The sequence below is a fragment of the Pseudomonas fluorescens genome, assembly GCF_001648775.1.
Classification (GTDB): Bacteria; Pseudomonadota; Gammaproteobacteria; order Pseudomonadales; family Pseudomonadaceae; genus Aquipseudomonas; species Aquipseudomonas fluorescens_M.
Map to the genome: position 1 here is coordinate 392,459 of NZ_LVEJ01000001.1, position 23,632 is coordinate 416,090.

The 23,632-nt window shown below is 59.6% G+C and carries 23 protein-coding genes; 14 read left to right on the forward strand and 9 right to left on the reverse strand.

The features are described from left to right. Window positions 1-90: 90 nt before the first annotated feature. Window positions 91-957, reverse strand: a complete 867-nt coding sequence (gene hexR / locus A8O26_RS01815; RefSeq protein WP_007912071.1) for a transcriptional regulator HexR — start codon at window positions 955-957, stop codon at window positions 91-93. Window positions 958-1,084: 127 nt separating this feature from the next. Beyond that, window positions 1,085-3,955: a GGDEF domain-containing phosphodiesterase gene (locus A8O26_RS01820; protein WP_064116502.1), complete on the reverse strand. Its 2,871-nt coding sequence runs from the start codon at window positions 3,953-3,955 to the stop codon at window positions 1,085-1,087. A gap of 257 nt (window positions 3,956-4,212) precedes the next feature. Here A8O26_RS01820 and uvrD point away from each other — a divergent pair, with 257 nt between their 5' ends. From uvrD to A8O26_RS01840, 4 genes are all read left to right on the forward strand, one after another. Next, entirely contained in the window at window positions 4,213-6,396 is a 2,184-nt protein-coding gene (uvrD, locus tag A8O26_RS01825) for a DNA helicase II (RefSeq protein ID WP_007912069.1), read from the forward strand. A gap of 141 nt (window positions 6,397-6,537) precedes the next feature. Next, window positions 6,538-6,978, forward strand: a complete 441-nt coding sequence (locus tag A8O26_RS01830; protein WP_016984014.1) for an EamA family transporter — start codon at window positions 6,538-6,540, stop codon at window positions 6,976-6,978. A 177-nt stretch (window positions 6,979-7,155) separates the two neighbouring features. After that, window positions 7,156-8,031 carry a Tim44 domain-containing protein gene (locus tag A8O26_RS01835; protein ID WP_064116503.1) on the forward strand — a complete coding sequence of 292 codons (876 nt, stop codon included), beginning with the start codon at window positions 7,156-7,158 and terminating at the stop codon, window positions 8,029-8,031. Window positions 8,032-8,168: 137 nt separating this feature from the next. After that, complete coding sequence (locus A8O26_RS01840) at window positions 8,169-8,576, forward strand: SMI1/KNR4 family protein (protein WP_008078852.1); 408 nt, start codon at window positions 8,169-8,171, stop codon at window positions 8,574-8,576. Between the two features lie 21 nt (window positions 8,577-8,597). On the opposite strand, the gene A8O26_RS01845 is transcribed toward A8O26_RS01840, so the two are convergent. Next, entirely contained in the window at window positions 8,598-10,361 is a 1,764-nt protein-coding gene (locus tag A8O26_RS01845) for a cation:proton antiporter (protein WP_064116504.1), read from the reverse strand. Window positions 10,362-10,641: 280 nt separating this feature from the next. Between A8O26_RS01845 and A8O26_RS01850 the strand changes: the two genes are divergently transcribed. Next, on the forward strand, window positions 10,642-11,124 hold the full coding sequence (locus tag A8O26_RS01850; RefSeq protein ID WP_003229693.1) for an acyl-CoA thioesterase: 483 nt from the start codon (window positions 10,642-10,644) through the stop codon (window positions 11,122-11,124). Between the two features lie 98 nt (window positions 11,125-11,222). On the opposite strand, the gene pdxY is transcribed toward A8O26_RS01850, so the two are convergent. Continuing rightward, window positions 11,223-12,095 carry a pyridoxal kinase PdxY gene (pdxY, locus tag A8O26_RS01855; RefSeq protein ID WP_064116505.1) on the reverse strand — a complete coding sequence of 291 codons (873 nt, stop codon included), beginning with the start codon at window positions 12,093-12,095 and terminating at the stop codon, window positions 11,223-11,225. Between the two features lie 117 nt (window positions 12,096-12,212). On the opposite strand from pdxY, the gene A8O26_RS01860 reads away from it, so the two are divergent. Continuing rightward, complete coding sequence (locus tag A8O26_RS01860) at window positions 12,213-12,626, forward strand: DUF3301 domain-containing protein (protein WP_064116655.1); 414 nt, start codon at window positions 12,213-12,215, stop codon at window positions 12,624-12,626. A 2-nt stretch (window positions 12,627-12,628) separates the two neighbouring features. On the opposite strand, the gene A8O26_RS01865 is transcribed toward A8O26_RS01860, so the two are convergent. After that, window positions 12,629-13,594, reverse strand: coding sequence for a CobW family GTP-binding protein (locus tag A8O26_RS01865; RefSeq protein ID WP_064116506.1), 966 nt, complete (start codon window positions 13,592-13,594; stop codon window positions 12,629-12,631). A gap of 29 nt (window positions 13,595-13,623) precedes the next feature. Between A8O26_RS01865 and A8O26_RS01870 the strand changes: the two genes are divergently transcribed. Further along, window positions 13,624-13,980 carry a hypothetical protein gene (locus tag A8O26_RS01870; RefSeq protein ID WP_064116507.1) on the forward strand — a complete coding sequence of 119 codons (357 nt, stop codon included), beginning with the start codon at window positions 13,624-13,626 and terminating at the stop codon, window positions 13,978-13,980. A gap of 14 nt (window positions 13,981-13,994) precedes the next feature. On the opposite strand, the gene A8O26_RS01875 is transcribed toward A8O26_RS01870, so the two are convergent. Together A8O26_RS01875 and zigA are read right to left on the reverse strand one after the other, a co-directional pair. Beyond that, window positions 13,995-14,639 (reverse strand): DUF1826 domain-containing protein, encoded by a 645-nt coding sequence (locus tag A8O26_RS01875; RefSeq protein ID WP_064116508.1) that lies wholly within the window; start codon window positions 14,637-14,639, stop codon window positions 13,995-13,997. Beyond that, window positions 14,639-15,844 (reverse strand): zinc metallochaperone GTPase ZigA, encoded by a 1,206-nt coding sequence (gene zigA / locus A8O26_RS01880; protein WP_064116509.1) that lies wholly within the window; start codon window positions 15,842-15,844, stop codon window positions 14,639-14,641. Before zigA ends, A8O26_RS01875 begins: the two co-directional genes overlap by 1 nt. Window positions 15,845-16,066: 222 nt before the next feature. On the opposite strand from zigA, the gene A8O26_RS01885 reads away from it, so the two are divergent. Further along, on the forward strand, window positions 16,067-16,444 hold the full coding sequence (locus A8O26_RS01885; protein ID WP_064116510.1) for a hypothetical protein: 378 nt from the start codon (window positions 16,067-16,069) through the stop codon (window positions 16,442-16,444). Here the strand turns inward: A8O26_RS01885 and A8O26_RS01890 are convergent. After that, window positions 16,441-17,643 (reverse strand): N-acetylmuramoyl-L-alanine amidase, encoded by a 1,203-nt coding sequence (locus A8O26_RS01890; RefSeq protein ID WP_064116511.1) that lies wholly within the window; start codon window positions 17,641-17,643, stop codon window positions 16,441-16,443. The two genes, A8O26_RS01885 and A8O26_RS01890, sit on opposite strands and share 4 nt — an antisense overlap. Before the next feature lie 84 nt (window positions 17,644-17,727). On the opposite strand from A8O26_RS01890, the gene folE2 reads away from it, so the two are divergent. From folE2 to A8O26_RS01920, 6 genes are read left to right on the forward strand one after another with little or no spacing between them, the layout of a single operon-like run. Then, complete coding sequence (gene folE2 / locus A8O26_RS01895; RefSeq protein WP_064116656.1) at window positions 17,728-18,624, forward strand: GTP cyclohydrolase FolE2; 897 nt, start codon at window positions 17,728-17,730, stop codon at window positions 18,622-18,624. Then, window positions 18,621-19,289 (forward strand): metal ABC transporter ATP-binding protein, encoded by a 669-nt coding sequence (locus A8O26_RS01900; protein ID WP_064116512.1) that lies wholly within the window; start codon window positions 18,621-18,623, stop codon window positions 19,287-19,289. The genes folE2 and A8O26_RS01900 overlap by 4 nt, the downstream gene beginning before the upstream one ends. Further along, window positions 19,289-20,155, forward strand: coding sequence for a metal ABC transporter permease (locus A8O26_RS01905; RefSeq protein ID WP_064116513.1), 867 nt, complete (start codon window positions 19,289-19,291; stop codon window positions 20,153-20,155). Before A8O26_RS01900 ends, A8O26_RS01905 begins: the two co-directional genes overlap by 1 nt. A gap of 11 nt (window positions 20,156-20,166) precedes the next feature. Then, the gene (locus A8O26_RS01910; protein ID WP_064116514.1) at window positions 20,167-21,042 is read left to right on the forward strand and encodes a metal ABC transporter substrate-binding protein; all 876 of its coding nucleotides are present in this window, start codon (window positions 20,167-20,169) and stop codon (window positions 21,040-21,042) included. Further along, a complete protein-coding gene (locus A8O26_RS01915) occupies window positions 21,039-21,599 on the forward strand; it encodes a carbonate dehydratase (protein WP_064116515.1) in 561 nt (186 codons plus the stop codon). The genes A8O26_RS01910 and A8O26_RS01915 overlap by 4 nt, the downstream gene beginning before the upstream one ends. A 3-nt stretch (window positions 21,600-21,602) precedes the next feature. After that, window positions 21,603-22,934, forward strand: a complete 1,332-nt coding sequence (locus A8O26_RS01920) for a dihydroorotase (RefSeq protein WP_064116516.1) — start codon at window positions 21,603-21,605, stop codon at window positions 22,932-22,934. Window positions 22,935-23,017: 83 nt separating this feature from the next. Here the strand turns inward: A8O26_RS01920 and A8O26_RS01925 are convergent, their stop codons facing one another. After that, complete coding sequence (locus A8O26_RS01925; protein WP_064116517.1) at window positions 23,018-23,536, reverse strand: DUF3617 domain-containing protein; 519 nt, start codon at window positions 23,534-23,536, stop codon at window positions 23,018-23,020. Between the last annotated feature and the right edge of the window lie 96 nt (window positions 23,537-23,632).

The window sequence follows — 23,632 nt, forward strand, 5'->3', positions numbered from 1 at the left end:
TCTCGGTATGACACAGAGTTTGTATACCCCGGAGATCCCCTGTGGGAGCGAGCCTGCTCGCGAATAAGGTCGGAACGACCTTAGATGGCTTCAGTCATCCAGGGCTTTGGCGGCTTTGGGCGACAAGCGCAAGCTGCGCAGACTGCGCTTCACGCTCTTCAGGTGATTAACCAGGCTCGGCCCGCGCGCCATCGCCACGCCCATCGCCAGCACATCAATCACCACCAGATGCGCAATTCGTGAAGTCAGCGGCGTATAGATTTCGGTGTCTTCGTGCACATCGATTGCCAGATTGACCGTCGACAGCTCAGCCAACGGCGTCTGGCTCGGGCACAAGGTGATCAGCGACGCCCCGCTCTCACGCACCAGATTGGCGGTGATCAGCAGATCCTTGGAACGCCCCGACTGCGAAATACAGATCGCCACATCGGTGGGCTTCAGCGTCACCGCCGACATCGCCTGCATGTGCGGATCGGAATACGCCGCCGCCGTCAGCAGCAAACGGAAGAACTTGTGTTGAGCATCAGCCGCCACCGCGCCCGAGGCACCGAAGCCGTAGAACTCGACACGTTGCGCCTGCGACATCAGCGTCACCGCGCGCTGCAACTCGACCGGATCGAGTTTCTCGCGAACCTCCATCAAGGTGTGCAACGTGGTGTCGAAAATTTTCAGGCTGTAATCGGCGACCGAGTCGTCTTCATGTATCGCGAACTGGCCGAAGCTGGCACCGGCGGCCAGGCTTTGCGCCAGTTTGAGTTTGAGGTCCTGGAAACCGGAGCAACCGATGGCGCGACAGAAGCGCACGATGGTCGGCTCACTGATGCCGACGCTGTGGGCCAGATCGGCCATGGAACTGTGCATCACCGCCGCCGGGTCAAGCAGCACGTGGTCGGCGACCTTGAGCTCCGACTTGCGTAACAGGTGACGTGACTGGGCGATGTGTTGCAGCAGATTCAAGGGGCTGGACTCTTCTTATGGGCAAGGATGTAGCACGCTTGTAGTTATACTACATGAATTGGCTTTTTGCCTGCTCAATGCGTAACTCGATGTCCCCATATCAGGCGCGATGAGGTGCATGTAGCCCTTAAAACGGTTTTTCCTGTTCACGCAAAAGCCCGGCCAGACTGGCAGCTTCCACGGGCCGGCTGATCAGATAGCCCTGCACTTCATCGCAACGCTCGGCGCGTAAAAACTCCAGCTGATCCTGTCGCTCGACGCCTTCAGCCACTACTTTCAACGACAGCCCATGGGCCATGGCGATGATCGCGCGAGTTATCGCCGCATCTTCGCTGCCCTCACCCAACCCGCGTATGAACGCCTGATCGATTTTCACGTAATCCACTGGTATGCGCTTGAGGTAACTCAACGACGAGTAACCGGTGCCGAAGTCGTCGATAGCCAGTTTCACCCCCAGATCGCGCAGTTGCTGGAAGGTCGCGATGATGTGTTCGACGCTGTCGAGCAACTGGCTTTCAGTCAATTCCAGCTCGAGGTAGTGCGGCGCCAGCCCGGTTTCCTCCAGCACTTGCCGCACCAGACTGACCAGCTTGCCCTGACGCAATTGATGCACCGACAGATTCACCGAAACGCGGATCGGCTCCAGCCCCTGACGCTGCCATTCGCAAGCCTGCCAGCACGCCTGGCGCAGGACGAATTCGCCGATCGGCCCGATCAGACCGGTTTCCTCGGCCAGCCCGATGAAATCCCCCGGCGGCACTCGGCCCATGGTCGGATGATCCCAGCGCACCAGCGCTTCCGCCGCGTTCAAGCGACCTGATTCGAGGCACAGCTTGGGCTGATAGAACACCTTCAGCTGCTTTTCCTCGATGGCTTTGCGCAGCTGGTTTTCCAGCTGCAAGCGCTCAAGTGTGCTGGCCTGCAAGCTGTCGGTGTAGAACTGGAAGTTGTTGCCACCCAAGTGCTTGGCATGTTGCATGGCCATGTTCGACTGGCTGACCAGCGCAGAAATCTCCCGGGCATTGTCCGGCAGCATGCTGATGCCCATCGACGCGCTGACCACCAGTTCATGCCCTTCCACGGTCAGTGGTAAACGCAATTTGCTCGACAGGCGTGTGGCGACCCGCGCCAGACTCGACAAGTTGCCGTAGGCGTCGAACAGCACCGCGAACTCATCACCGGACAAACGGGCGATGGTGTCGGCTTCCGGCAAGGCGTTAACCAGCCGGCGCGCCATCTTCTGCAGCAATTGGTCGGCGATTTCATGGCCCAGGCTGTCGTTGAGCAATTTGAAGCGATCCAGATTGATGTGCAGCAACGCCAGACTGCGCCGGCCCTGACGCGAACGCTGATGCGCTTCATGCAGGCGCTCGCGGAACAGCGAACGATTGGCCAGCCCGGTGAGCTCGTCGTAGTGGGTCAGGTAACGCATGCGTTCTTCGGATTCGCGCCGCGCAGAAAGATCGGCGAAGAAGCCGACAATATGACTGACATTTCCCCGACCATCACGCACTGCATTGAGTTGCAGCCACTGTGGGTACAGCTCACCGTTCTTGCGCGTTTCAACCAATTCGCCCTGCCAACTGCCGTGCTGTTCCAATGCATGGCGGATCGCAACGTAATGGCGGCGAGCATCGCGGCTGCACGGCAGCTCGACGACGTTGCGCCCGAGCATGTCCTCGATGTCGTAACCGGTGACCCGACTGAACGCCTGATTGATCGCGATCAACGCGTAGTTCGGGTCGAGAATGACGATGCCTTCACTGGCCGCTTCGAACACCGTCGCTGCCAGACGCTGCTGTTCCTCAAGGCGTTTACTGGCGCTGATGTCGCGACGGGTGCCGACCATGCGGATCACCTGCCCGCTGTCGCTGCGCTCGACCGCGCGGCCACGGTCTTCGATCCACACCCAGTGACCATCGCCGTGGCGCACGCGGTACTCGATCTGATAATCCTCGGTACGGCCTTTCAGGTGTTCGATCAACGCATGTTTGAGCGCCGGCACGTCTTCCGGGTGCAGGCGAGGTTTGAGGTCACGAAGGATAGCCGTGACGTATTCCGGCGCGAGGCCGAACAGCTCCTGAATCTGCGTGTGGTGGACCTCGTCGGTTTGCAGGTTCCAGTCCCACAGCCCCAGCTCACTGGCCTTCAACGCCAGTGCCAGCCGCGCTTCGCTTTTGCTCAGGGCCTGATTGGCGGCATCCAGTTCGCGACTGCGCTGGGCGACGCGGTTTTCGAGTTCGACCTGCGCTTCGCGCAACTGGCTTTCGGCGCAGCGGCGCTGTTCGATTTCTTTGGCCAACGCCTGATTGAGCTGCTCGCTGCGCGCCTGCGTCTGCTGCAGGTGTTCGATAAGGTGCTGATTCTGGAAGCGCCGCAGCAAGCCGCGATCGATCAGCCGATTGACCTGCCACGCCACCACGCTCAGCGAGCCGAGCAGGATCAGTCCGAGCCAGCCCCAGCCGCGTGCCTGCTCGTCACCGCCCCAGAACAGAAAGCCGATCGCCGGCAACAGACAGGGCAAGGTAAACGACAGGAAGGCCGGCAGGCTCACCGCGTAGGCAACACTGGCCGACAGCGTTGCGGCGCCGATCAGGCCGAACACCCAGGCTTGTTGAATGAAATTATCGGCGGGCACCAGCGCAATACCGGCACCGGCCAGGGTCAGCCCGGTCATGGTCGAGCCAAGCAGGAACATGCGAAACCAGATGGGTTGGGCCTGGCGATTGGGGATCGCCGAATCGAACGCCGCGACCTGGATCACCCGTAACGCGACCAGCGACAGCAACCACACCAGCCAGACGCTGACCACGAAGTAGCGCTGCGGGCTCCAGAGCAAACCGGCGCAGACCAGACCATTGATCAACATGAACAGCGTGGGCAACAAGGAGCCCTGATACAGCAGGCGCGTGCGCTCGACCGCCATTTCGACGGCATAGTGCTTGCGGATAACCCGGGGTTCCACAGAGGGGCCCGACAGTTCGGAGCTGAGGGTCATGGGCAACGTTCTTGTTCTTATAAGGAGGGCGTGCGCCCGAAACGTGGACGGAGCATACACAAGCCGATCCCGTTGCCAAACTGCTCCAGATCATAATTTCACCGAAACTGTTCCGCCCTTTGCCACCGGCCAAACCCTTGAAGCGCGGTGGGCCGATGCCTGCAGGCAGTGACCGACCGGTCGTCATCGACAGGACTTTCATCGGCTAATGCAAAGCTCGGTTTGCCCGGGCCTGCGGCGCACCCTAGAATGCCCCGATGCGCGATGATCTCTCCCTTCTGCTGAACTCCCTCAACGATGCCCAACGCCAGGCCGTAGCAGCCCCCGTTGGCCGTCAGTTGGTCCTGGCCGGTGCTGGCTCCGGTAAAACCCGAGTGCTGGTGCACCGTATCGCCTGGTTGATCCAGGTCGAAAACGCCTCGCCCCACTCCATTCTGTCGGTGACCTTCACCAACAAGGCCGCTGCCGAGATGCGTCATCGCATCGAGCAGTTGCTGGGCATCAACCCGGCCGGCATGTGGGTCGGCACCTTCCACGGCCTGGCGCACCGCTTGCTGCGGGCGCACTGGCAAGAAGCCGGCCTGAGCCAGACCTTCCAGATTCTCGACAGCGACGACCAGCAACGGCTGGTCAAGCGGGTGATCCGCGAGCTGGGTCTGGACGAGCAACGCTGGCCGGCGCGTCAGGCGCAGTGGTTCATCAACGGCCAGAAAGACGAAGGCCTGCGTCCGCAACACATTCAGGCCAGCGGCGATTTGTATCTGGCGACCATGCGCGGCATTTACGAAGCCTACGAGGCGGCGTGCCAGCGTGCCGGCGTCATCGACTTCTCCGAACTGCTGCTGCGCGCCCTCGACCTCTGGCGCGATCATCCGGGCCTGCTGGCGCACTATCAGAAGCGCTTCCGCCATATTCTGGTAGACGAGTTCCAGGACACCAACGCCGTGCAGTACGCCTGGTTGCGCTTGCTCGGCAAGGGCGGTGACAGCCTGATGGTGGTTGGCGACGACGACCAGTCGATTTACGGCTGGCGCGGCGCGAAGATCGAGAATATTCATCAGTACTCGTCCGACTTCGCCGACTCGGTGACCATTCGTCTCGAGCAGAACTACCGCTCCACTGCCGGCATCCTCAAGGCTGCCAACGCCCTCATCGCCAACAACACCGGGCGTCTGGGCAAAGAGCTGTGGACCGACGGCGGCGATGGCGAAGCGATCAATCTGTATGCCGCGTTCAACGAACACGACGAAGCACGCTACGTTGTCGAAACCATCGAAAGCGCGCTGAAAACCGGCTTGGCTCGCAGCGATATCGCGATTCTGTACCGCTCCAACGCCCAATCGCGCGTTCTGGAAGAAGCCTTGCTGCGTGAACGCATTCCGTACCGCATCTATGGCGGCCAGCGCTTCTTCGAGCGTGCGGAAATCAAGAACGCCATGGCCTACTTGCGCTTGCTAGAGGGTCGCGGCAACGATGCGGCGCTGGAACGCGTCATCAACGTGCCGGCCCGTGGCATTGGCGAGAAAACCGTCGAAGCCATCCGCGATCACGCGCGCCACAGCGATGTGTCGATGTGGGAGGCGATGCGCCAACTGGTCGCCAACAAAGGCCTGACCGGTCGCGCGGCCGGTGCTTTGGGTGCATTTATCGAGTTGATCGAGAATCTCGCCGCCAAGTGCATGGAAATGCCGCTGCACTTGATGACGCAAACCGTCATCGAGCAGTCCGGCCTGATCGCTTATCACGAAGCGGAAAAAGGCGAGAAAGGCCAGGCCCGGGTAGAAAACCTTGAGGAACTGGTCAGCGCCGCGCGCAACTTCGAGAACACCGAAGAAGACGAAGAGCTGACGCCATTGGCGGCGTTCCTCGGCCACGCTTCGCTGGAGGCCGGCGACACGCAGGCCGACGAGCACGAAGACAGCATTCAGTTGATGACCCTGCACAGCGCCAAAGGCCTGGAATTCCCTTACGTGTTCCTCGTGGGCATGGAAGAAGGCCTGTTCCCACACAAGATGAGCCTGGAAGAGCCCGGTCGTCTTGAAGAAGAACGGCGTCTGGCCTATGTCGGTATCACCCGGGCAATGCAGAATCTGGTGATGACCTATGCTGAAACCCGACGCCTGTACGGCAGCGAGACCTATAACAAGGTCTCGCGTTTCGTCCGCGAAGTGCCGAAGGGTCTGATTCAGGAGGTGCGTCTGTCGAACAGCGTCAGCCGACCGTTCGGAGGTAATCAGTCGATGAGCGGCAGTAACCTGTTCAGCGGCAGCGAGATTCCGGAAACGGGTTTCAGCCTCGGCCAGGCGGTGCGCCATTCGATCTTTGGCGACGGCGTGATCCTCAACTTCGAGGGCGCAGGCGCGCAGGCGCGGGTGCAGGTGAATTTCAGCGAAGGCAGCAAGTGGCTGATGCTCGGCTACGCCAAGCTGGAAGCGATCTGAAGCCGGTTTCGCTTTTCTGTGGGAGCGAGCCTGCTCGCGAATGAAATCACCGCGGTTGATCTGATAGACCGCGGTGCAGCTTTCGCGAGCAGGCTCGCTCCCACAGGGTTTGGCTTTGAGTGATCTATCAAGGATATCTCCATGGGCTCAGGCTTCTTTTCTTCCTGGACATTCTGGGCCCTGCTCTCGGCGACGTTCGCCGCATTGACGGCGATCTTCGCCAAAGTCGGCATCGAAAACGTCAACTCCGACTTCGCCACCCTGCTGCGCACCATCGTGGTACTGGTCAGTCTGGCCTTGATTTTGTACGCGACGGGCCAATATCAGTCATTGGGATCGATTTCCGCCAAAAGCTATCTGTTCCTGTTGTTGTCCGGTCTGGGTACCGGCGCGTCGTGGCTGTGCTACTTCCGCGCGCTGAAAGTCGGCCCGGCCTCGCTGGTCGCACCGGTGGACAAACTCAGCGTGGTACTGGTGGCGGTGCTTGGCGTGATCCTGCTGGGCGAGAAACTCGACTTGCGCCAATGGGGCGGTATCGGCCTGATCACGGCCGGTGTGGTGATGCTGGCGTTTCGTCGCTGAGCACGTTTTCTTACTGAACCTGTCTCGATTTCCTACAGCCAAAAGTACATGGCCTTATTGCCCCGACCGAGCTGAACGTAACCTGTCAGGCAAAAGCCCGAAACACTCTCTCGCTAGCCAGCAACACTTCAGCTGTGCAACATGGCGCGCGTGTCTCCACAAACGGGAATTCCCTTTATGAAACGTTTTCTTAGCATCGCCATGGCGTTGTGCATCGGCCTGACGATGAGCCTCGACGCCAACGCCAAGCGCTTTGGTGGTGGCAAAAGCGCCGGCGCTGCGCCGACGCACCAGACCAGCCAGATGGCTCCTTCTTCTCCAGGCATGGGCGGCGCAGCAGCGACCGCTGGTGCTGCCGGTGCCGCAGGCGCTGCGGCCAAGGCCGGCGGTGCTTCGAAATGGCTCGGCCCTCTGGCCGGCATCGCTGCCGGTGGCCTGCTCGCGTCCATGTTCATGGGCGGCGGTTTCCAGGGCATGCAGATCTTCGACATCCTGATCATGGCGGTAATCGCGTTCGTGATCTTCCGCTTCATCGCCGCGCGTCGACGCAAGCAGCAGGAGCAATTCGCTCCGGCCGGCGCGCCGATGCAGCGTGAAGTGTTCGAGCAAAAGCCTGCAGCCATGGGTTCGATCTTCGGTGGTTCGGCGCCTGCCGCTGCCGCTCGTCCGGTGATCAACGCACCGGCCTGGTTCAACGAAGAGCGCTTCCTTGAAGCTGCGCGCAGCCACTTCCAGTCGCTGCAACAGCACTGGGACGCCAACGAAATGGACAAGATCGCCGAGTTCGTCACTCCGCAGATGTTCGAGTTCCTCAAGCGTGAGCGTGCGGATCTGGGCGACGCGTTCCAGTCGACCTACATCGACAACCTTCAGGTGCAACTGGACGGCGTCGATGACCGTGCCGACAAGACCATCGCCACCCTGACCTTTAACGGCGTGTCGAAGTCTTCGCGCTTCGACCAGGGTGAAGTGTTCAGCGAAAGCTGGAACATGGAACGTCCGCAGGGCGACAACCAGCCTTGGCTGGTCGCCGGTATCCGCCAGAACGGCTGATCCCTCCCTCGCTTCACTTGCTGTAATAAAAACCCCAGCCTCGGCTGGGGTTTTCTATTTCGCGGTTGCATCTATAGCAAGCTACTGTATAAACCGGCCCATATAAACCGCGCCATTCAAGCAAGAGGATCCCGGACGTGGAAGAAATCATCGAACAACTGCGTGAAGCCAACGAACCCGTGCCGGTTCCTTTGGAATTGCCTGACGAAGACCAACTGGTGGAAGTCGAAGAAGAACTCTTCATCAACATTCCGTTCGTCTTCAAAGAGTTTTTGCTGACCGTCAGCGATGTGGTTTACGGCAGCCTGGAGCCGGTGACCGTCACCGACCCGCAATCGCACACCTATCTGCCCGATGTCGCGGCCAATGCCTGGGACATCGGTGTACCGCGTGATCTGATTCCGATCTGCCAGGACGGCGAGAACTACTACTGCGTCGAAGAAGACGGCACCGTGGTGCTGTGGTCGGGCGAAGAAGAGCTGATCACCGAAGAATCCTGGGAATCGGTCTGGCACTGGGCGCGGGACGTCTGGCTGGAAAGCTGATCGACCCGCCGCCCCGGCCGGTCAATGCCCCGACGACTCCTTATGGTTGTCGAGGGTTTCCAGCAGCGCCACCTGCATCCGCGTGTGCACGCGAATGAACCAGCGCCAGAGCAGCGCCGCTACCGCAGCGGCGACGACGGCAATCAGCACCAGCAACTTGTTGGTCGGCAAGATACTGGCCGACAAGGCTGCCAGCAGCAGGAAAATCACCAGCAGCGAGAGGATCGGGATCACTTCGGCGATCACCCGGCGCACTCGCTGTGTGTGCCGCCCGGCCATCTCCGGCTTGACGCCCATCTCCGCCAGCAGCATCGACAGCGCCTTGAGCTTGCGATACGCCGCGATCAGGAACGGCAGCGATACCAACAACGCCCCGCCCCAGATCAACGCCTTCTGCCAGCTCGGATCGCTGATCCAGTCTTGCAGCCACAGCGAGATGCGTTCAGCGAAATACGCGCCGGCGAAGAAGATCGCGATCACCAGCGCCAGATTGACGCCGACCTGCAGCAAGATCTTGCGAATGATCGACGCCAGCATCGCCCCCTCACCCTGCGGCTGAATGCTGCGCAGCCATTCGCCGTACATGCCCAACACACGGCCAAGAGGCTTGGGCACCGCCGCCGACAACTTGATCGACAGCGGATCAGCCGCGCGGATCAGGTACGGTGTCAGCAGCGTGGTGATCACCGACACCGCCACGGCGACCGGATAAAGGAAGTTGCTGGTGACCTGCAGGGTCATGCCCAGCGCGGCAATGATGAAGGAAAATTCGCCAATCTGTGACAGACCCATACCCACGCGCAGTGAGGTGCGTCCGTCATTGCCAGCGATAAACGCACCGAGGCCGCAGGACAACATCTTGCCGAGTACCACGGCGACGGTGATCACCGCGATCGGCCACGCATAGTCGAGAAGGATCATCGGGTCGAGCATCAGGCCGATCGCCACAAAGAAGATTGCGCTGAACAGGTCGCGTACCGGCTCGATCAGCCGTTCGATCTTCAGCAATTGCCGCGACTCGGCCATGATTGCGCCGATCAGGAAGGCGCCAAGCACCATGCTGTATTCGAGTTTGACCACCAACAGGCAGAAGCCGAAACACAGGCCGAGCACGGTGATCAGGAGCATTTCGTTGCTTTCGAATTTGGCCACGTAGGCCAGCAATCGCGGCACCAGCAGGATGCCGATGACCAGCGCGACGATCATGAACAGCGACAGCTTGCCGACCGTGGAAAATACTTCACCGGAGCTGACAGTGCCGCTGACCGCTATGCTCGACAGCAGCGCAATGATGCCGATGCCGAGGATGTCTTCGACGATCAGCACGCCGAAGATCAGCTGCGCAAAGCGCTCGTTCTTCATCTTCAGGTCATTGAGTGCCTTGACGATGATGGTGGTCGAGGAAATCGCCAGAATCGCGCCGAGGAACAGCGAATCCATGGTGTTCCAGTCGAACCAGCGGCCGATTTCGTAGCCGATCCAGATCATCAGGACAATTTCGAGGAACGCCGCGATAAACGCCGTGGCGCCAACCTTGAACAGCTTGCGCAGACTGAATTCCAGGCCCAGACAGAACATCAGGAAGATCACCCCGAGTTCAGCGAGGGTCTTGATGGTTTCTTCATCATGGATCAGGCCGAACGGTGGCGTATGCGGGCCGATAATGAAACCGGCGACGATGTAGCCGAGTACCACCGGTTGCTTGAAGCGATGGAACAGCACGGTCACCACGCCTGCGACCAACATGATCACTGCCAGGTCCTGAATAAAACTGATGGCATGCATGGCGTGGCCTCCTTGAATGACGAGACTCGCGGGCAGACGTCAGAAAGGTCTGGGCGAGTTGGGTAAAAATCCGATTTTCATGTGGGAATTGCCCTTGAGCAGGGCCTTTTGCAGGTTAACACCGCGACTTCCCACTGGAAGGCGGTGCAATATAAGGAAACAGATCGATTCCGGCGTGACGGCGGCCAGTCGCCCGGCGTCCCGATAACGGTGCTTTTGAAAAGTGACCAGGCACCCGCAGAGGTGCTTCCAGAAACCAGCCTTGATCCGTGAGAACGTTATGGAACCCGGAAACGCCCAGCTGTCGATGACGGTACTGATGACCCCCGACATGGCCAACTTCTCTGGCAATGTCCACGGCGGCACGCTGCTCAAATACCTCGACGAAGTGGCCTACGCCTGCGCGAGCCGTTATGCCGGCCGCTACGTGGTGACGCTGTCGGTGGATCAGGTGATTTTCCGCGAGCCGATCCATGTCGGCGAACTGGTGACCTTCCTCGCGTCGGTCAACTACACCGGCAACACCTCGATGGAAGTCGGTATCAAAGTCGTCACCGAAAACATTCGCGAGCGTTCGGTGCGCCACACCAACAGCTGCTTCTTCACCATGGTCGCCGTGGATGACCAGCGCAAACCAGCCGCCGTGCCGCCGCTGCAGCCGCAGAACAGTGAAGACAAGCGTCGTTATATGCAGGCGCAGCAGCGTCGGCAGATTCGTCAGGAGCTGGAGAAGCGCTATCAGGAAATCAAGGGCGACGCCTGAGATTGGTAGCGATCTGAAGAACGCTTTCGCGAGCAAGCTCGCTCCCACGCATTCCAAATGTGGGAGCGAGCCTGCTCGCGAATGGGGGCAACGCGGTCTTAAAGACTGATTGCAGTAGCCTCGAACTTCACCCGCGGATGCGCAATCCGGTCCTGCGCCCGCACCAACTGCAGCTCATAACTGGCGCACGCCTGCGTTTCCAGCAGCACCTCATGCACCGCCGCCGCGGTGAACTCGAACGCTGCCACCAGGCTGTCGCCCAGCAGCACCCGCGCCAGAAACAAGCCGGATGTCAGGTCCCCCACGCCCACCGGCTGACGCGGAAACGCCAGCAGCGGACGGCGCAAGTGCCAGCTGCCCTCGGCCGTCACCAGCAACATCTCAAAGCCATCCGCCGGTTTGCCCGGATAGTCCAGATGCTTGACCAGCACCGCTTTCGGCCCACGCGCCAGCAGCGCCCGCGCCATCGCCAGGCAATCGAACAGCGACTGCGGCTTGCGCCCGGAAAAGCTGTCCAGCTCCAACTGGTTCGGACACAGGATGTCGGCCACGGCCGCCGCCTCTTCCAGCAGGAAATCGCTGACCTCGGTCGGCACACTGCAGCCCTTCTCCGGGTGGCCCATCACCGGATCACACAGATACAAGGCCTTCGGGTTGACCGACTTGATGCGCTCGACGCCGCTGAGAATTGCTCGCCCCTGCGCCGCGCTGCCGAGATAACCGGACAGCACTGCGTCGCAGTTGCCCAGCTCGCCAATCGCCGCAATGCCTTCGACCAGCTCGGGAATCTGCTGCGGCGCCAGTACTTCGCCGGCCCATTGGCCATACTGGGTGTGGTTGGAAAACTGCACGGTATTGAGCGGCCAGACATTCACCCCGACTCGCTGCATCGGAAAAACCGCAGCGCTGTTGCCGGCGTGGCCGAACACTACGTGGGACTGAATGGCGAGCAGATGAGGCGTACGTTTCATTCGGGTCATTCCGTAAAACGATTGAAATTCAAGCCGCGCAGTATGCGACGAAACGCAGCCTGTACGACAGACCGGCGACGCAGTTAAGCTGACGCTATCTTTTGGAGTTCGATGTTGATGCTGACCCTGGAAAACATCTTCGTGCTGATGCTGTTCGCCGCCGCTGGCGCCTGGCTATGGCACAACCATGGCTTGCGCGAGCGGGCGCTGGAGCGGGTCAAACAGCATTGCATCAACGTCGGCGTCGAACTGCTGGACGGTAACGTCGCACTGAAAAAGATCGGTTTGATCAAAGATGCCAGTGGTCGCCGACGACTGGCGCGGGTCTACAACTTCGAATTCACCGTGACTGGCGAAACCCGGCACAACGGCACCATCACCCAATTCGGTGCGCACAGTGCGCAGATTGAACTGGCGCCCTACCCGGCACCGTTCGACGACACCCCGCCGGTGGTTGAAGTGCACAAGCCGCGCGCGGAAGTGATCGAGCTGAGTCAGTGGCGGCAGGAACACACCAAGTGGAAGCCTTGAACTCAATTCGTTCGGCAAGCCGATAACGCCCTCTGCAGCACTTCAACCTTTTGCGGCTCACTGAAGATCAGCTCGATACGCGAATCCTTTCGCCATTCACTGGTCTGCCAGACCAACGCTGCATTCTCCAGCGCATTCGCCGAAACCCAGCCTTCAGCGCTGTGGATAACCAGTTTCGCGCGCTTGCAGTCGAGGCCGGTTAGCCATTCGGCAATGCGCCCCAAGTCGAACGTCTGAGCGGGATGCCAACGCCACCCGATGCTCCAGCCACCCTCCTGCGCCTGGCTCAGGCAAATGGGCAGCGTCGGATCGCTCCAGACCGCCGGCATTTGCGCCAGTCCGTCAGGCACCACTAGGTTATCCACACCGATAACCGCTTGCGCCGCCAGCCCCGGCAGATCGCTCAAAGTGAATTGTGCATGCTGCGTCCAGATCTGCCGGACCGGCGGCAGCTGACGGGCAATTTTCTGCCGTTCATTCTCGTCAAGGTTTTCAGCCTTGTTCAGCACTAACAACCCGGCGCTGGCCAATGCTTCCTGCTGCGCTGCCGCCAGCGCTTTCCCAGCGTGGAGTGCTTGAGCATCAAGCACCAGAACACACGGCTGAACCGCCAACACCCCCAGCCATGGCGCCTCATTCAACTGTTTGAGCAACTGCGCCGGATGCCCCAGCCCGGACGGTTCGATGAACAGTCGATCCGGCCTCGCCTTGCGCAGCAACCGCCCGAGGCCAATCTGAAACGGCGCGCCATTGACGCAACACAGGCAGCCACCAGCCACTTCGCCCAGTGCGATACCCTCGGCGTCGCGGGTCAGCAGTGCCGCGTCGAGGCCGATCTGGCCGAACTCATTGATCAGCACCGCCCAGCGCTCGCCGTCTGGCCGCTGTGCCATGAGCTGGCGAATCAGGCTGGTCTTGCCGGCGCCCAAAGGGCCAGCAATGACATGGGTAGGAATATTCTGCAACATGGCCGCCAGCTTTCTTGGGAGATTCAAAGATGCGTCGGATGGGATGGTCGTTGCTGTTGGCGCTGCTGTCGAGCGAAGTGTGGGCTCAGGCCTGCGTGGTGCACAGTCAGGGCGAGCGGCTCGACGTCAAAGTCTGTCAGCAGAACCGCAACATTCCGCAGAAACTGTTCAACGACGGTTTCTGCCAGCCAACGCTGGCCGGGCAGAAAGTCGAGGTGCAGTACGTCGATCAATGCCCGAGCGGGGCTTTCGGTGTGTGCAGCAACGCGCAAGTCGCCAATATGCCTTATCGCCAGGACATCCACTATTACGGCGTCGCCACCGATGCGGCGTATTTGAAGCCGTATTGCGAAGGTCAGAGCCAAGGATCGTGGCTAAAACCTTGAAGCGTCTTGAGACGTTAGCCGAGCCAGTCGAGGGTGAGGATCAATCGACGCTCGCCTGCGGGCGGTTGCGGCGAGCGATGGATGAGACCGAAGCCTTCATTGCCGTGCCATTTCTCGCCTTTCAATAGCGCGACGTCGCCACTGTTCAGTTGCTGAATGTGCGCTTGGGGTTCGGCGTTGGCCTGCCCCAGTTGCTGACGATCCATCGCGCCTTCCTTGAGCCATTGGCTGCCGACCCCGGCGTAGGTGGTGATCAGCCGCACCGGTACGTGATCGACGTGGAAACGCGGACACATGGCCTTATCGAGTACCCGCAGGCGCAGGCCGATTCGCTTGGCTCCCAGCAAGCACGCGAAGGCACTGACCAGCCATTTCAGGTCAGCGATAAAGCCTTCGTAGCCTTCTAGATCACGCAAGCCTGAGGCCAGCCCGGTCAGGTCAGGCTCGTCGTCCTCATCCGGCAGTTCCAGGCACAACGATTCAGCCAAGGGCTCGTTAAGCGACACCAGTAACTTGGCGAAATCGCTGATGTGCAATGGCAGTTGACGCTGCCAGACGGCCAGGTTGGTGTCGTCATGCAGAATATTAGTCAGCGCTTTCGGCGTAGGGCCTTGATGCTGATGACGGGTTCGGTTTTGCTGCAGTTTGAGTGCGAGCATCAGGCAGCCTCTTCGTGCCAAGGCCCGAACGGATCCGGCAGCAATCGCCAGCCCTCTACGCCAAGGGCCATTTCTTCATCGGTGAGCAGGCAGTCGTCCAGTTCCTCAGAAAGCTGTAGGAAATCGATGTTCTGACCAATGAAAACCAGTTCTTGGCGACAATCTCCTACGCTCGGCGTCCAGTTTTCCATGATGGCGGCAGTGCTTTCCTGATCCTGTGGCCACTGGTTCTTCGGCACGAAACGCCACCAGCGCCCGGCGAAACCATGCCGCATCAACCCGCCGGCCTGCGACCAGCTCCCGGCGTCCGTGGGTTTGCTGGCGAGCCAGAAAAAGCCTTTGGAGCGCAGCAGTTTGCCGTTCAGCCACGGTCGATCGATGAAGCTAAAGAAACGTTGCGGGTGGAACGGGCGGCGTGCGCGGTAGGCCGTGGAGGCGATGCCGTATTCGTCGGTTTCCGGCACGTGTTGACCACGCAACTCCTGCAACCAACCGGGTGCTTGCGCAGCTTTCTCGAAGTTGAAGCGGCCGGTGTTGAGAATCTTCTCCAGCGCTACCTCGCCCATCACCATCGGGATGATTTCAGCTTGGGCATTGAGGCGCTTGAGGATGGCGATCAGCTCTTCGCGCTCGCTTTGGCTGATCAGGTCGATCTTGCTGATCAACAGTACGTCGGCAAACTCGATCTGTTCGATCAACAGGTCGGTGATGGAGCGCTCGTCTTCTTCGCCGAGAATCTCGCCACGCGAAGCGAGGCTTTCGGCCGCCTGGTAGTCCGGCAGGAAATTCATACCGTCGACTACAGTCACCATGGTGTCGAGGCGGGCGATGTCAGAGAGGCTTTGGCCATGTTCATCGCGGAAAGTGAAGGTTTCTGCGACCGGCAGCGGCTCGGAGATGCCGGTGGACTCAATCAACAAATAATCGAAGCGTCCTTCACGAGCGAGTTTGCTGACTTCATCGAGCAAGTCTTCGCGTAACGTACAGCAGATGCAGCCGTTGCTCATTTCGACGATTTTCTCTTCTGCGCGGTTCAGGCTGACATCACGCTGGACTTCGCTGCCATCGATGTTGATCTCGCTCATATCATTGACGATGACCGCTACACGCAATCCCTTTCGATTACGTAGTACGTAATTCAAAAGTGTACTTTTTCCAGCACCGAGAAATCCTGAAAGTACGGTGACGGGCAATTCGGCTGACATTGGATAATCCTCATAGGAAGGCAGGCGATTGGCGCTTTTGCCAGCGCTTGGCGTTTTGGCGCTTCAGGCGAGGGTTTCGCTGAAGGTAAACGCTTGAAACCGGCCCGCTCAGGCTCAGTTGTTATTTATGTTATAGTATAACAACAAGAATAAACCAGCCCTGCTCTTGTCCTGAACAATAAACAGCAGGAAGCTGAGCTAATCCCAGTTTCGGAATCCGCAATGAAAAGTGCGTTGAAATGCTCACTGTTGAGCCTTGGATTGCTGCTGGCTGGCAATGCATGGGCACAGTTGCCGGCGCTCGCTACCTGCACACGCAGCGCCAACCTGTTGGCATGTGTCGATGCCGACGGTAATGCTTACAGCGTCAATACGGTCGGCAGCACGCTTTACCTGCGCGGCTTTGAAAAGAATGGTCAGCGCTATTGGGCGCAGACCAACAGTCGGTTTGGCCAACTGACGTTTTTCACCGGTATCGCCTCCGATGGCGAAGCCTGGGTTGGCTACACCCGGCGTGTCGGCTGGACGACGATCAATCGTTTCTCCAGCTCCGGCGGCAGCAGCGCAAAATTCACCTGCAGCCGCCTTACTGGATGCTAGACCCGCGCCTTCTGTTCCTCCTGCCGCCAGGCAAGGTAGCTATCGATCGGCGGATTCTTTTCAAAATAACGCTGCAAGCCCTCAAATAAACCGTCAGCCACGGCCTGTTGGTGGCGCGCTGTGACCAGCCGTTGACTGTCGCGCGCATTGGAAATGAACCCCGTTTCGACCAGAATCGAGGGGACATCCGGCGACTTCAGCACGGCAAATCCTGCCTGTTCCACGCGCTTCTGATGCAGTGTAGTGATGCCGGCGAGGCTGCCAAGAATTGTGCTGCCGAGTTGCAGACTGGCAGCGATCGTGGCGTTCATCGACATGTCGAGAATCACCCCGGCCAGCATCGGATCCTTGTCTTTCAGATTGAGCAGACTGGTGGCGCCGAGCAGATCCGCGCCGTTCTCACGCTGCGCCATAAAGCGCGCTGTCGCCGAGGTGGCACCGCCCTCGGACAAGCAATACACCGACGCGCCAAACGCCGTGAGCCGTGGCGCGGCATCGGCATGAATCGAGATGAACATGTCGGCCTTGTGCTGACGGGCGATCTCCACGCGCTTGCGCAAAGGCACGAAAAAGTCGTCATTGCGCACCAGCTTTACGTCGAAACCTTTCTCTTTCTTCAAGCGTTTGGCGAGCAGTTGCGCGATGGAAAGCACTACATCTTTTTCCCTTTCACCCTTGGCGCCGACTGCACCGGGATCCTTTCCGCCGTGTCCAGGATCGACAACTACGATGATGTCGCGCTTCGAGTGAGGCCCCACCTTGGGTGTTTCACGTGGAACCTTTGGTGCCGGTGGCACCGCTTTTGCGCTGACTAAATCCAGAACCAAACGATGACCTTGGCCATCCTGGGGCGCTAAAAGGAAGCTGTTCAGCAGCACCGGGTTGCTCAGATCGAGAACAATCCGCGTATCTCCCTGACCAAAAGGCCCGGATCGAATCGACCGGATCACCGTGTCACTCAGTGCCAACTGACTGAAATCACCGCTCAAGTTGGCACCGGACACATCAATGATCAGCCGTTCCGGAGCGCTCAGCGTGAAGGTTCTGTAGCGCACTGGACCGCTCAAATCGAAGACCAATCGCAACTTCTCATCAGAACGCCAAAGTCGCGCGTTGCGAATTTGCGTGGCTGAAACACTGAACGGGAGGGCGAAGGCCGCGCTGGCCAGAATCAGATTGAGCAGATGACGTCTGTGCATATGAAAGCCTGTTCATGAAAAAGGCATCGTGATTTGTATTGTTATAATGTAACATCGATTTGAATCAACACGATGGTTCCGAACATGAATTCGCTGACACTTCCGGATATCGCCGCGCAGTCCGCTCGCCAAGCCTTGCCCCTCGAATGGGTGGGCATGCACGGCATCGCATTACCTGTTTTATTGGAAGGCCAACGCTTGAGCGCGAACGCTGATGCGGGAGTGAGCCTGGATGATGGCGAGGCGCGGGGCATTCATATGTCGCGTCTGTATCTGGCCCTGGAAGCGCTCGAACAGCAGAGTCTTTCACCCCTCCTGCTGCACCAGGTACTCAAACGTTTTTTGGCTAGCCACGAAGGTTTATCCAACTGTGCCTACCTGAATATCCACACCGATCTGCTGCTGAAAAGGCCTGCGTTAATCAGCCCATTGGCCGGTTGGAAATCCTATCCCGCGACCATTTCAGCCAGTCTGAAAAACAAGATGTTCCACGTGGAACTCAAAATAGAGGTGCCCTACTCCTCGACTTGCCCTTGTTCCGCAGCCTTGGCGCGACAGTTAATCCAGCAACAATTTGTCGACGACTTTGCCAACAAAGCCCTTCAGCACGCCGATGTGTTGGCATGGCTCGGCTCGACGCAAGGCATCATCGCCACGCCTCACAGCCAACGCAGCACCGCAAAATTGCATCTGCACCTCGATGAGTTCATCGACGAATTACCGCTGAGCGCGATCATCAATGACGCCGAAGCGGCGCTCGGCACCGCCGTACAAACCGCAGTAAAGCGCGCAGACGAGCAAGCCTTCGCCCTCGCCAACGGACAGAACCTGATGTTCTGCGAAGACGCCGCACGTCGACTGAATCTCGCGCTACGCCGCACACCCGGCGTCAACCAGTTCCACCTGCGAGTGATCCACGCCGAAAGTCTGCACGCCCACGACGCCGTAGCCGAAAGCCGTTGGCAGCGTGAGCAAGCATGATCCGCTGCCAATCCCTGAGTTGGGGCGCTCCTGGCCAGCCACTAACCGCCCCGCTGAATCTGGAGTTCGACAGCGGTAGCCTGACCGCGATTATCGGTGCCAACGGTTGTGGCAAGAGCAGCCTTTTGAAAGTCGTCGCCGGCCTGCAAAAACCTTTAGCAGGCAAAGTCAGCCTGAGTGTTCCACGTCAAAGCGGATTGTCCTTCCTGCCGCAACAACAGCACCTCGACCGCCAATTCCCCATCAGCCTCGAAGAGTTGATTGCCGCCGGGTTCTGGGGACGTCGACTCTCAACCCAACTGCGTGCGCAACGTCTCAAAGACGCATTGGAAAACTGGCACCTGAGTGGACTGGAACAACGCCCGCTCATGGCTCTGTCCGGCGGCGAATTGCAGCGCGCCCTGCTCGCTCGTTTGAGTCTGACCGATGCCGCCGTTCTGCTGCTCGACGAACCTCACGCCGCGCTCGATGAACTTGGCCAACAGTTACTCTGGCAACACCTGCATGCCTGGCATAACGAAGGTCGAACAATCGTCGTGGTCTGTCATGACCTCTGCGCCGTGCGCCAGCACATCCCGCAAACCCTGCTGATCAAAAACCGCGAATGCGTGTACGGCGCCAGCGTCGACCTGATCCGGCAAACACCTCACACGCAGGTGGCCTGATGCTCGCCGTCGCCCACTTCTGGCAACCGTTCAACGAGTTCGTGTTCATGCGCCGCGCGCTCCTTGGCGGGTTGGTATTGGCATGCAGCACGGCACCACTCGGCGTGTTTTTGATCCTGCGACGGATGAGCCTGATCGGTGACGCGGTGGCCCACGGCATCCTTCCCGGCGCGGCATTAGGATTCTGGTTTGCCGGTTTGAGTCTCCCCGCGCTCACACTCGGCGGCCTCGGTGCCGGCCTGAGCATGGCCGGACTCGCCGCCTGGATCACCCGCCGCACCGGTCTGCGCGAAGACGCCAGTCTCGCCGCAATCTATCCAATCTCCCTCGCCAGCGGCGTATTGATCCTCGGCATCGCCGGCAAACGCCTCGATCTCCTGCATCTATTGTTCGGCTCGGCTCTGGCCGTCGACGGCCCGACACTCAATGGCATGTTGTGGGTCTCGGCATTCAGCCTGATTGCCATGGCACTGATCTACCAGCCACTGCTGCTCGACACCCTCGACCCGCTGTTTCTGCGAACCGTGAGCCGTCTCGGGCCCCTCGCCCACGGCGTGTTCCTGACCCTCGTGGTGTTGAACCTGGTGATCGGTTTCCAGGCGATCGGCGCACTGATGGTGGTCGGGTTGATGATGCTGCCCGCCGCGGCCTCGCGATTCTGGAGCCGACGGTTACCGATCCTGATCGCCATCGCCGCCGCCATCGGTTGCCTCTCGGTGTGGTTCGGATTGTTGCTGTCGTTCTATTACTCGCTGCCAAGCGGCCCGGCCATCGTGCTGGTCGCAGGCCTCGGTTATCTGTTGTCCGTGGTGTTCGGGCCGGTTCATGGCTTGCTGCGCCGCCCGCCCTTGCTCACATCCCAATGAGGTGTTTCCCGATGCGTGCTCTACTCGTGTTGTTCAGCCTGATGCTGTCGATGTCCTTGTCGGCGGCGGAAAAATTGCCGGTGGTGACCAGCTTCAGCATTCTCGCCGACATGGTTCACCAAGTCGGTGGTGAGCATATCCAGATCACCAACATGGTCGGCCCGGACGCCGATGCGCACACCTATGAGCCGACACCGGACGATGCCAAAGCCCTGCTCAGCGCCAAACTGATCATCAAGAACGGCCTCGGTTTCGAGCCGTGGCTGGATCGCCTGGTGACCAGCACCGAGACCAAGGCCAGCGTCATCAGTGCCAGCCATGGCGTGATTCCGCGCTCACTGGATGAGGACGGCGAAACCGTGCCCGACCCTCACGCCTGGCACAATCTGGCGAACACCGAGTTGTACATCGCCAACATCACCAAAGCGCTGATCGCTGCCGACCCGGCGAACAAGGCCGATTACCAAAGCAACAGCCAAACCTATCTGAAACAGATCTACGCCCTGCTCGCCGAAGCCAAGGCCAAGTTCGGTTCGCTGCCCCCAGGCAATCGCAAGATCGTCACCAGCCACGATGCCTTCGGTTATCTCGGTCAGGCTTACGGTATCGACTTCATGGCGCCGCAGGGTTTGTCCACTGAGCGTGAACCTTCGGCCGCCGAAGTGGCTGCGCTGATTACCCAGATACGTCAGGCCAAGGTCAAAGCGGTGTTCATGGAAAACATCAAGGATGCGCGCCTGCTTAAACAGATCGCCGACGAAAGCGGCGCCCACATCGGCGGCACGCTGTACTCCGATGCCCTCGCCGCCAGCGGTCCTGCCAGTACCTTTGCGGGGCTGTTCGAATACAACCTCAACACCCTTTACAACGCCCTGAGCCGACCATGATCCGTAAAAACCCTTCAGGTGATTTACCGCAAATCGCCGAGTCGGCGTACGTCGATAAAACCGCAATCATCTGCGGCAAAGTGGTGATCGGCGAGAACGTCTTCGTCGGTCCTTACGCGGTCATCCGTGCTGACGAAGTCGACGCGACTGGCACGATGGAGCCGATCACGATCGGCGCCAATTCGAACATTCAGGACGGTGTGGTGATCCACTCCAAATCCGGTGCAGCGGTGACCATCGGCGAGTTCAGTTCCATCGCCCACCGTTCGATCGTGCATGGTCCCTGCGTGGTTGGCGACCGCGTGTTCATCGGTTTTAACAGTGTGCTGTTCAATTGTGTGGTGGGTAACGGTTGCGTGGTGCGGCACAACTCGGTGGTCGATGGTCGCGACTTGCCGGATGCTTTTTATGTGCCCTCCACCACCCGCATCGGCCCGAACACCGACCTCTCGTTATTCCCGCCGGTGAGCGTCAGCGCTTCGGATTTTTCCGAAGACGTGGCGCGCACCAACGTCGATCTGGTGCGCGGCTACAAAGCCTTGCAGAACGAGTTCTGAACCATGAGCAGCGTGCTGATTCGCAACGCGAGACTGGTCAATGAAGGACGCGAGTTCGACGCGGATCTGTTGCTCAGCAATGGACGCATCGTCAAGATCGCGCGCAGCATCGAAGGTGAAAATGCCACGGTGGAAATCGATGCCAACGGCCAATGGCTGCTGCCGGGGATGATCGATGATCAGGTGCATTTTCGTGAACCGGGTACGCCGGCCAAGGGCAGCATTCACAGCGAATCGCGCGCTGCGGTGGCCGGCGGCATCACCAGCTTCATGGACATGCCCAACACCAACCCGGCAACCCTCACCCTCGAAGCGCTGGCGGATAAAAAGCGCCGGGCAGCGATCAACTCGGTGGCCAATTACGGCTTTCACTTTGGCGTGAGCCGCGACAACCTCGACACGGTCGCCGCGCTCAATCCGTGTGAAGTGGCCGGCGTGAAAGTATTCATGGGTGCCTCGACCGGCAACATGCTGGTGGACGATCCACAGATTCTCGAGCGGCTATTTGCCGAGGTGCCCACCATCCTGTTGGCGCACTGCGAACACACGCCGAGCATCGACGCCAACGCAGCCAATCTGCGTGAGTTGTTCGGTGAGCGAATCCCGCCTGCCGCTCATCCGCTGATCCGTAATGCCGAAGCGTGTTTTCGCTCTTCGTCACTGGCGGTGGAACTGGCCAAACGTCATGGCACACGCTTGCATGTTTTGCACCTGACCACGGCGCGCGAACTGATGTTGTTCGAGGACAAACCGCTGGCGCAAAAACGCATCACCGCGGAAGTCTGTCTGCACCATTTGCTGTTCGATGATCGCGACTACCCGAGCCTGGGCAACCTGATCAAGTGCAACCCGGCGATCAAGACTCAGAACGATCGCGATGCCCTGCGCGAAGCATTGAACAGCAATCGACTGGACGTGATCGGCAGCGATCACGCACCGCACACCTGGGAAGAAAAACAGCGGCCCTATGCGCAAGCGCCCTCTGGATTGCCACTGGTGCAGCATGCGTTACCGGCACTTTTGGAGTTGGTGGCGGAGGGAGTTTTACCAGTCACTACTTTGGTGGCGAAGACCAGCCATCGCGTCGCGGATCTGTTTGCGATTCCGGATCGGGGTTATTTGCGTGAGGGGTATTGGGCGGATCTGGTACTGGTTGAAGCGCAGACGCTGGAGGTCGATCGGCAACCGATCTTGTCGCAATGCGGATGGACGCCGTTTGCCGGGCGCAGCTTTCGGCATCGGGTGAGTACGACGATTGTGTCAGGGCAGATTGCCTGGCGGGAAGGTCGGGTGAACGAGCGATGTCGGGGGTTGGCGCTGCGTTTTATGCGTTGAATGTGATGACGCCATCGCGAGCAGGCTATCTCCCACAGTTGGAATGCATTCCCCCTGTGGGAGCAAGCCTGCTCGCGATGCTTTTAAGCGCGAGGCTTCACTGCGCCACAATCCTGGCCCAACCAAACCGCCCGCGTTTCGAGACTGCCCTTCTGGTTGATGCCGATCGCATTGAACGTGCCGTTGGCCACCGTGGTGAACTCACGATCACTGAGGAACGTCGCCACGCCAGTGCCCTGCGCTTTCGGGCAACTGAAACGGAATTTCCACTGGTTGCCGGTGCGATCAGTGATCTGCTGTTTGCAGCCCGATTGTGGATCAGCCAACGGAATGTCGTTGGTTGCCACTTGCTCCGGCGTCAGACAGGCACGAATGCCCTTGCCGCCGATGTTGATGCCGTTCTTCTCCAGCGCCGCGCGCTGTTGCGGGGTCATCTGGCCTTGAAGCTGGCCGAGGATCGATTGCACATCCATTGGCTGGTCATCGACCTTGACGTTGCTCGAGGTCATTTCCCACAGCCCCGGCTGCAGCATCTGCGCCTGCGCAATCACCGGCAATGCCAAACCCAGGCCCAGCGCCAAACCCAGCAGACGAACGTTCATCGAAAAACTCCTGATCAGTAGTGGCCGTTAGACGTCGGCCGATTGCTTCGGTTCATGCACCAATTAAATAGCGACATTCGCCACAGAACATGGTCT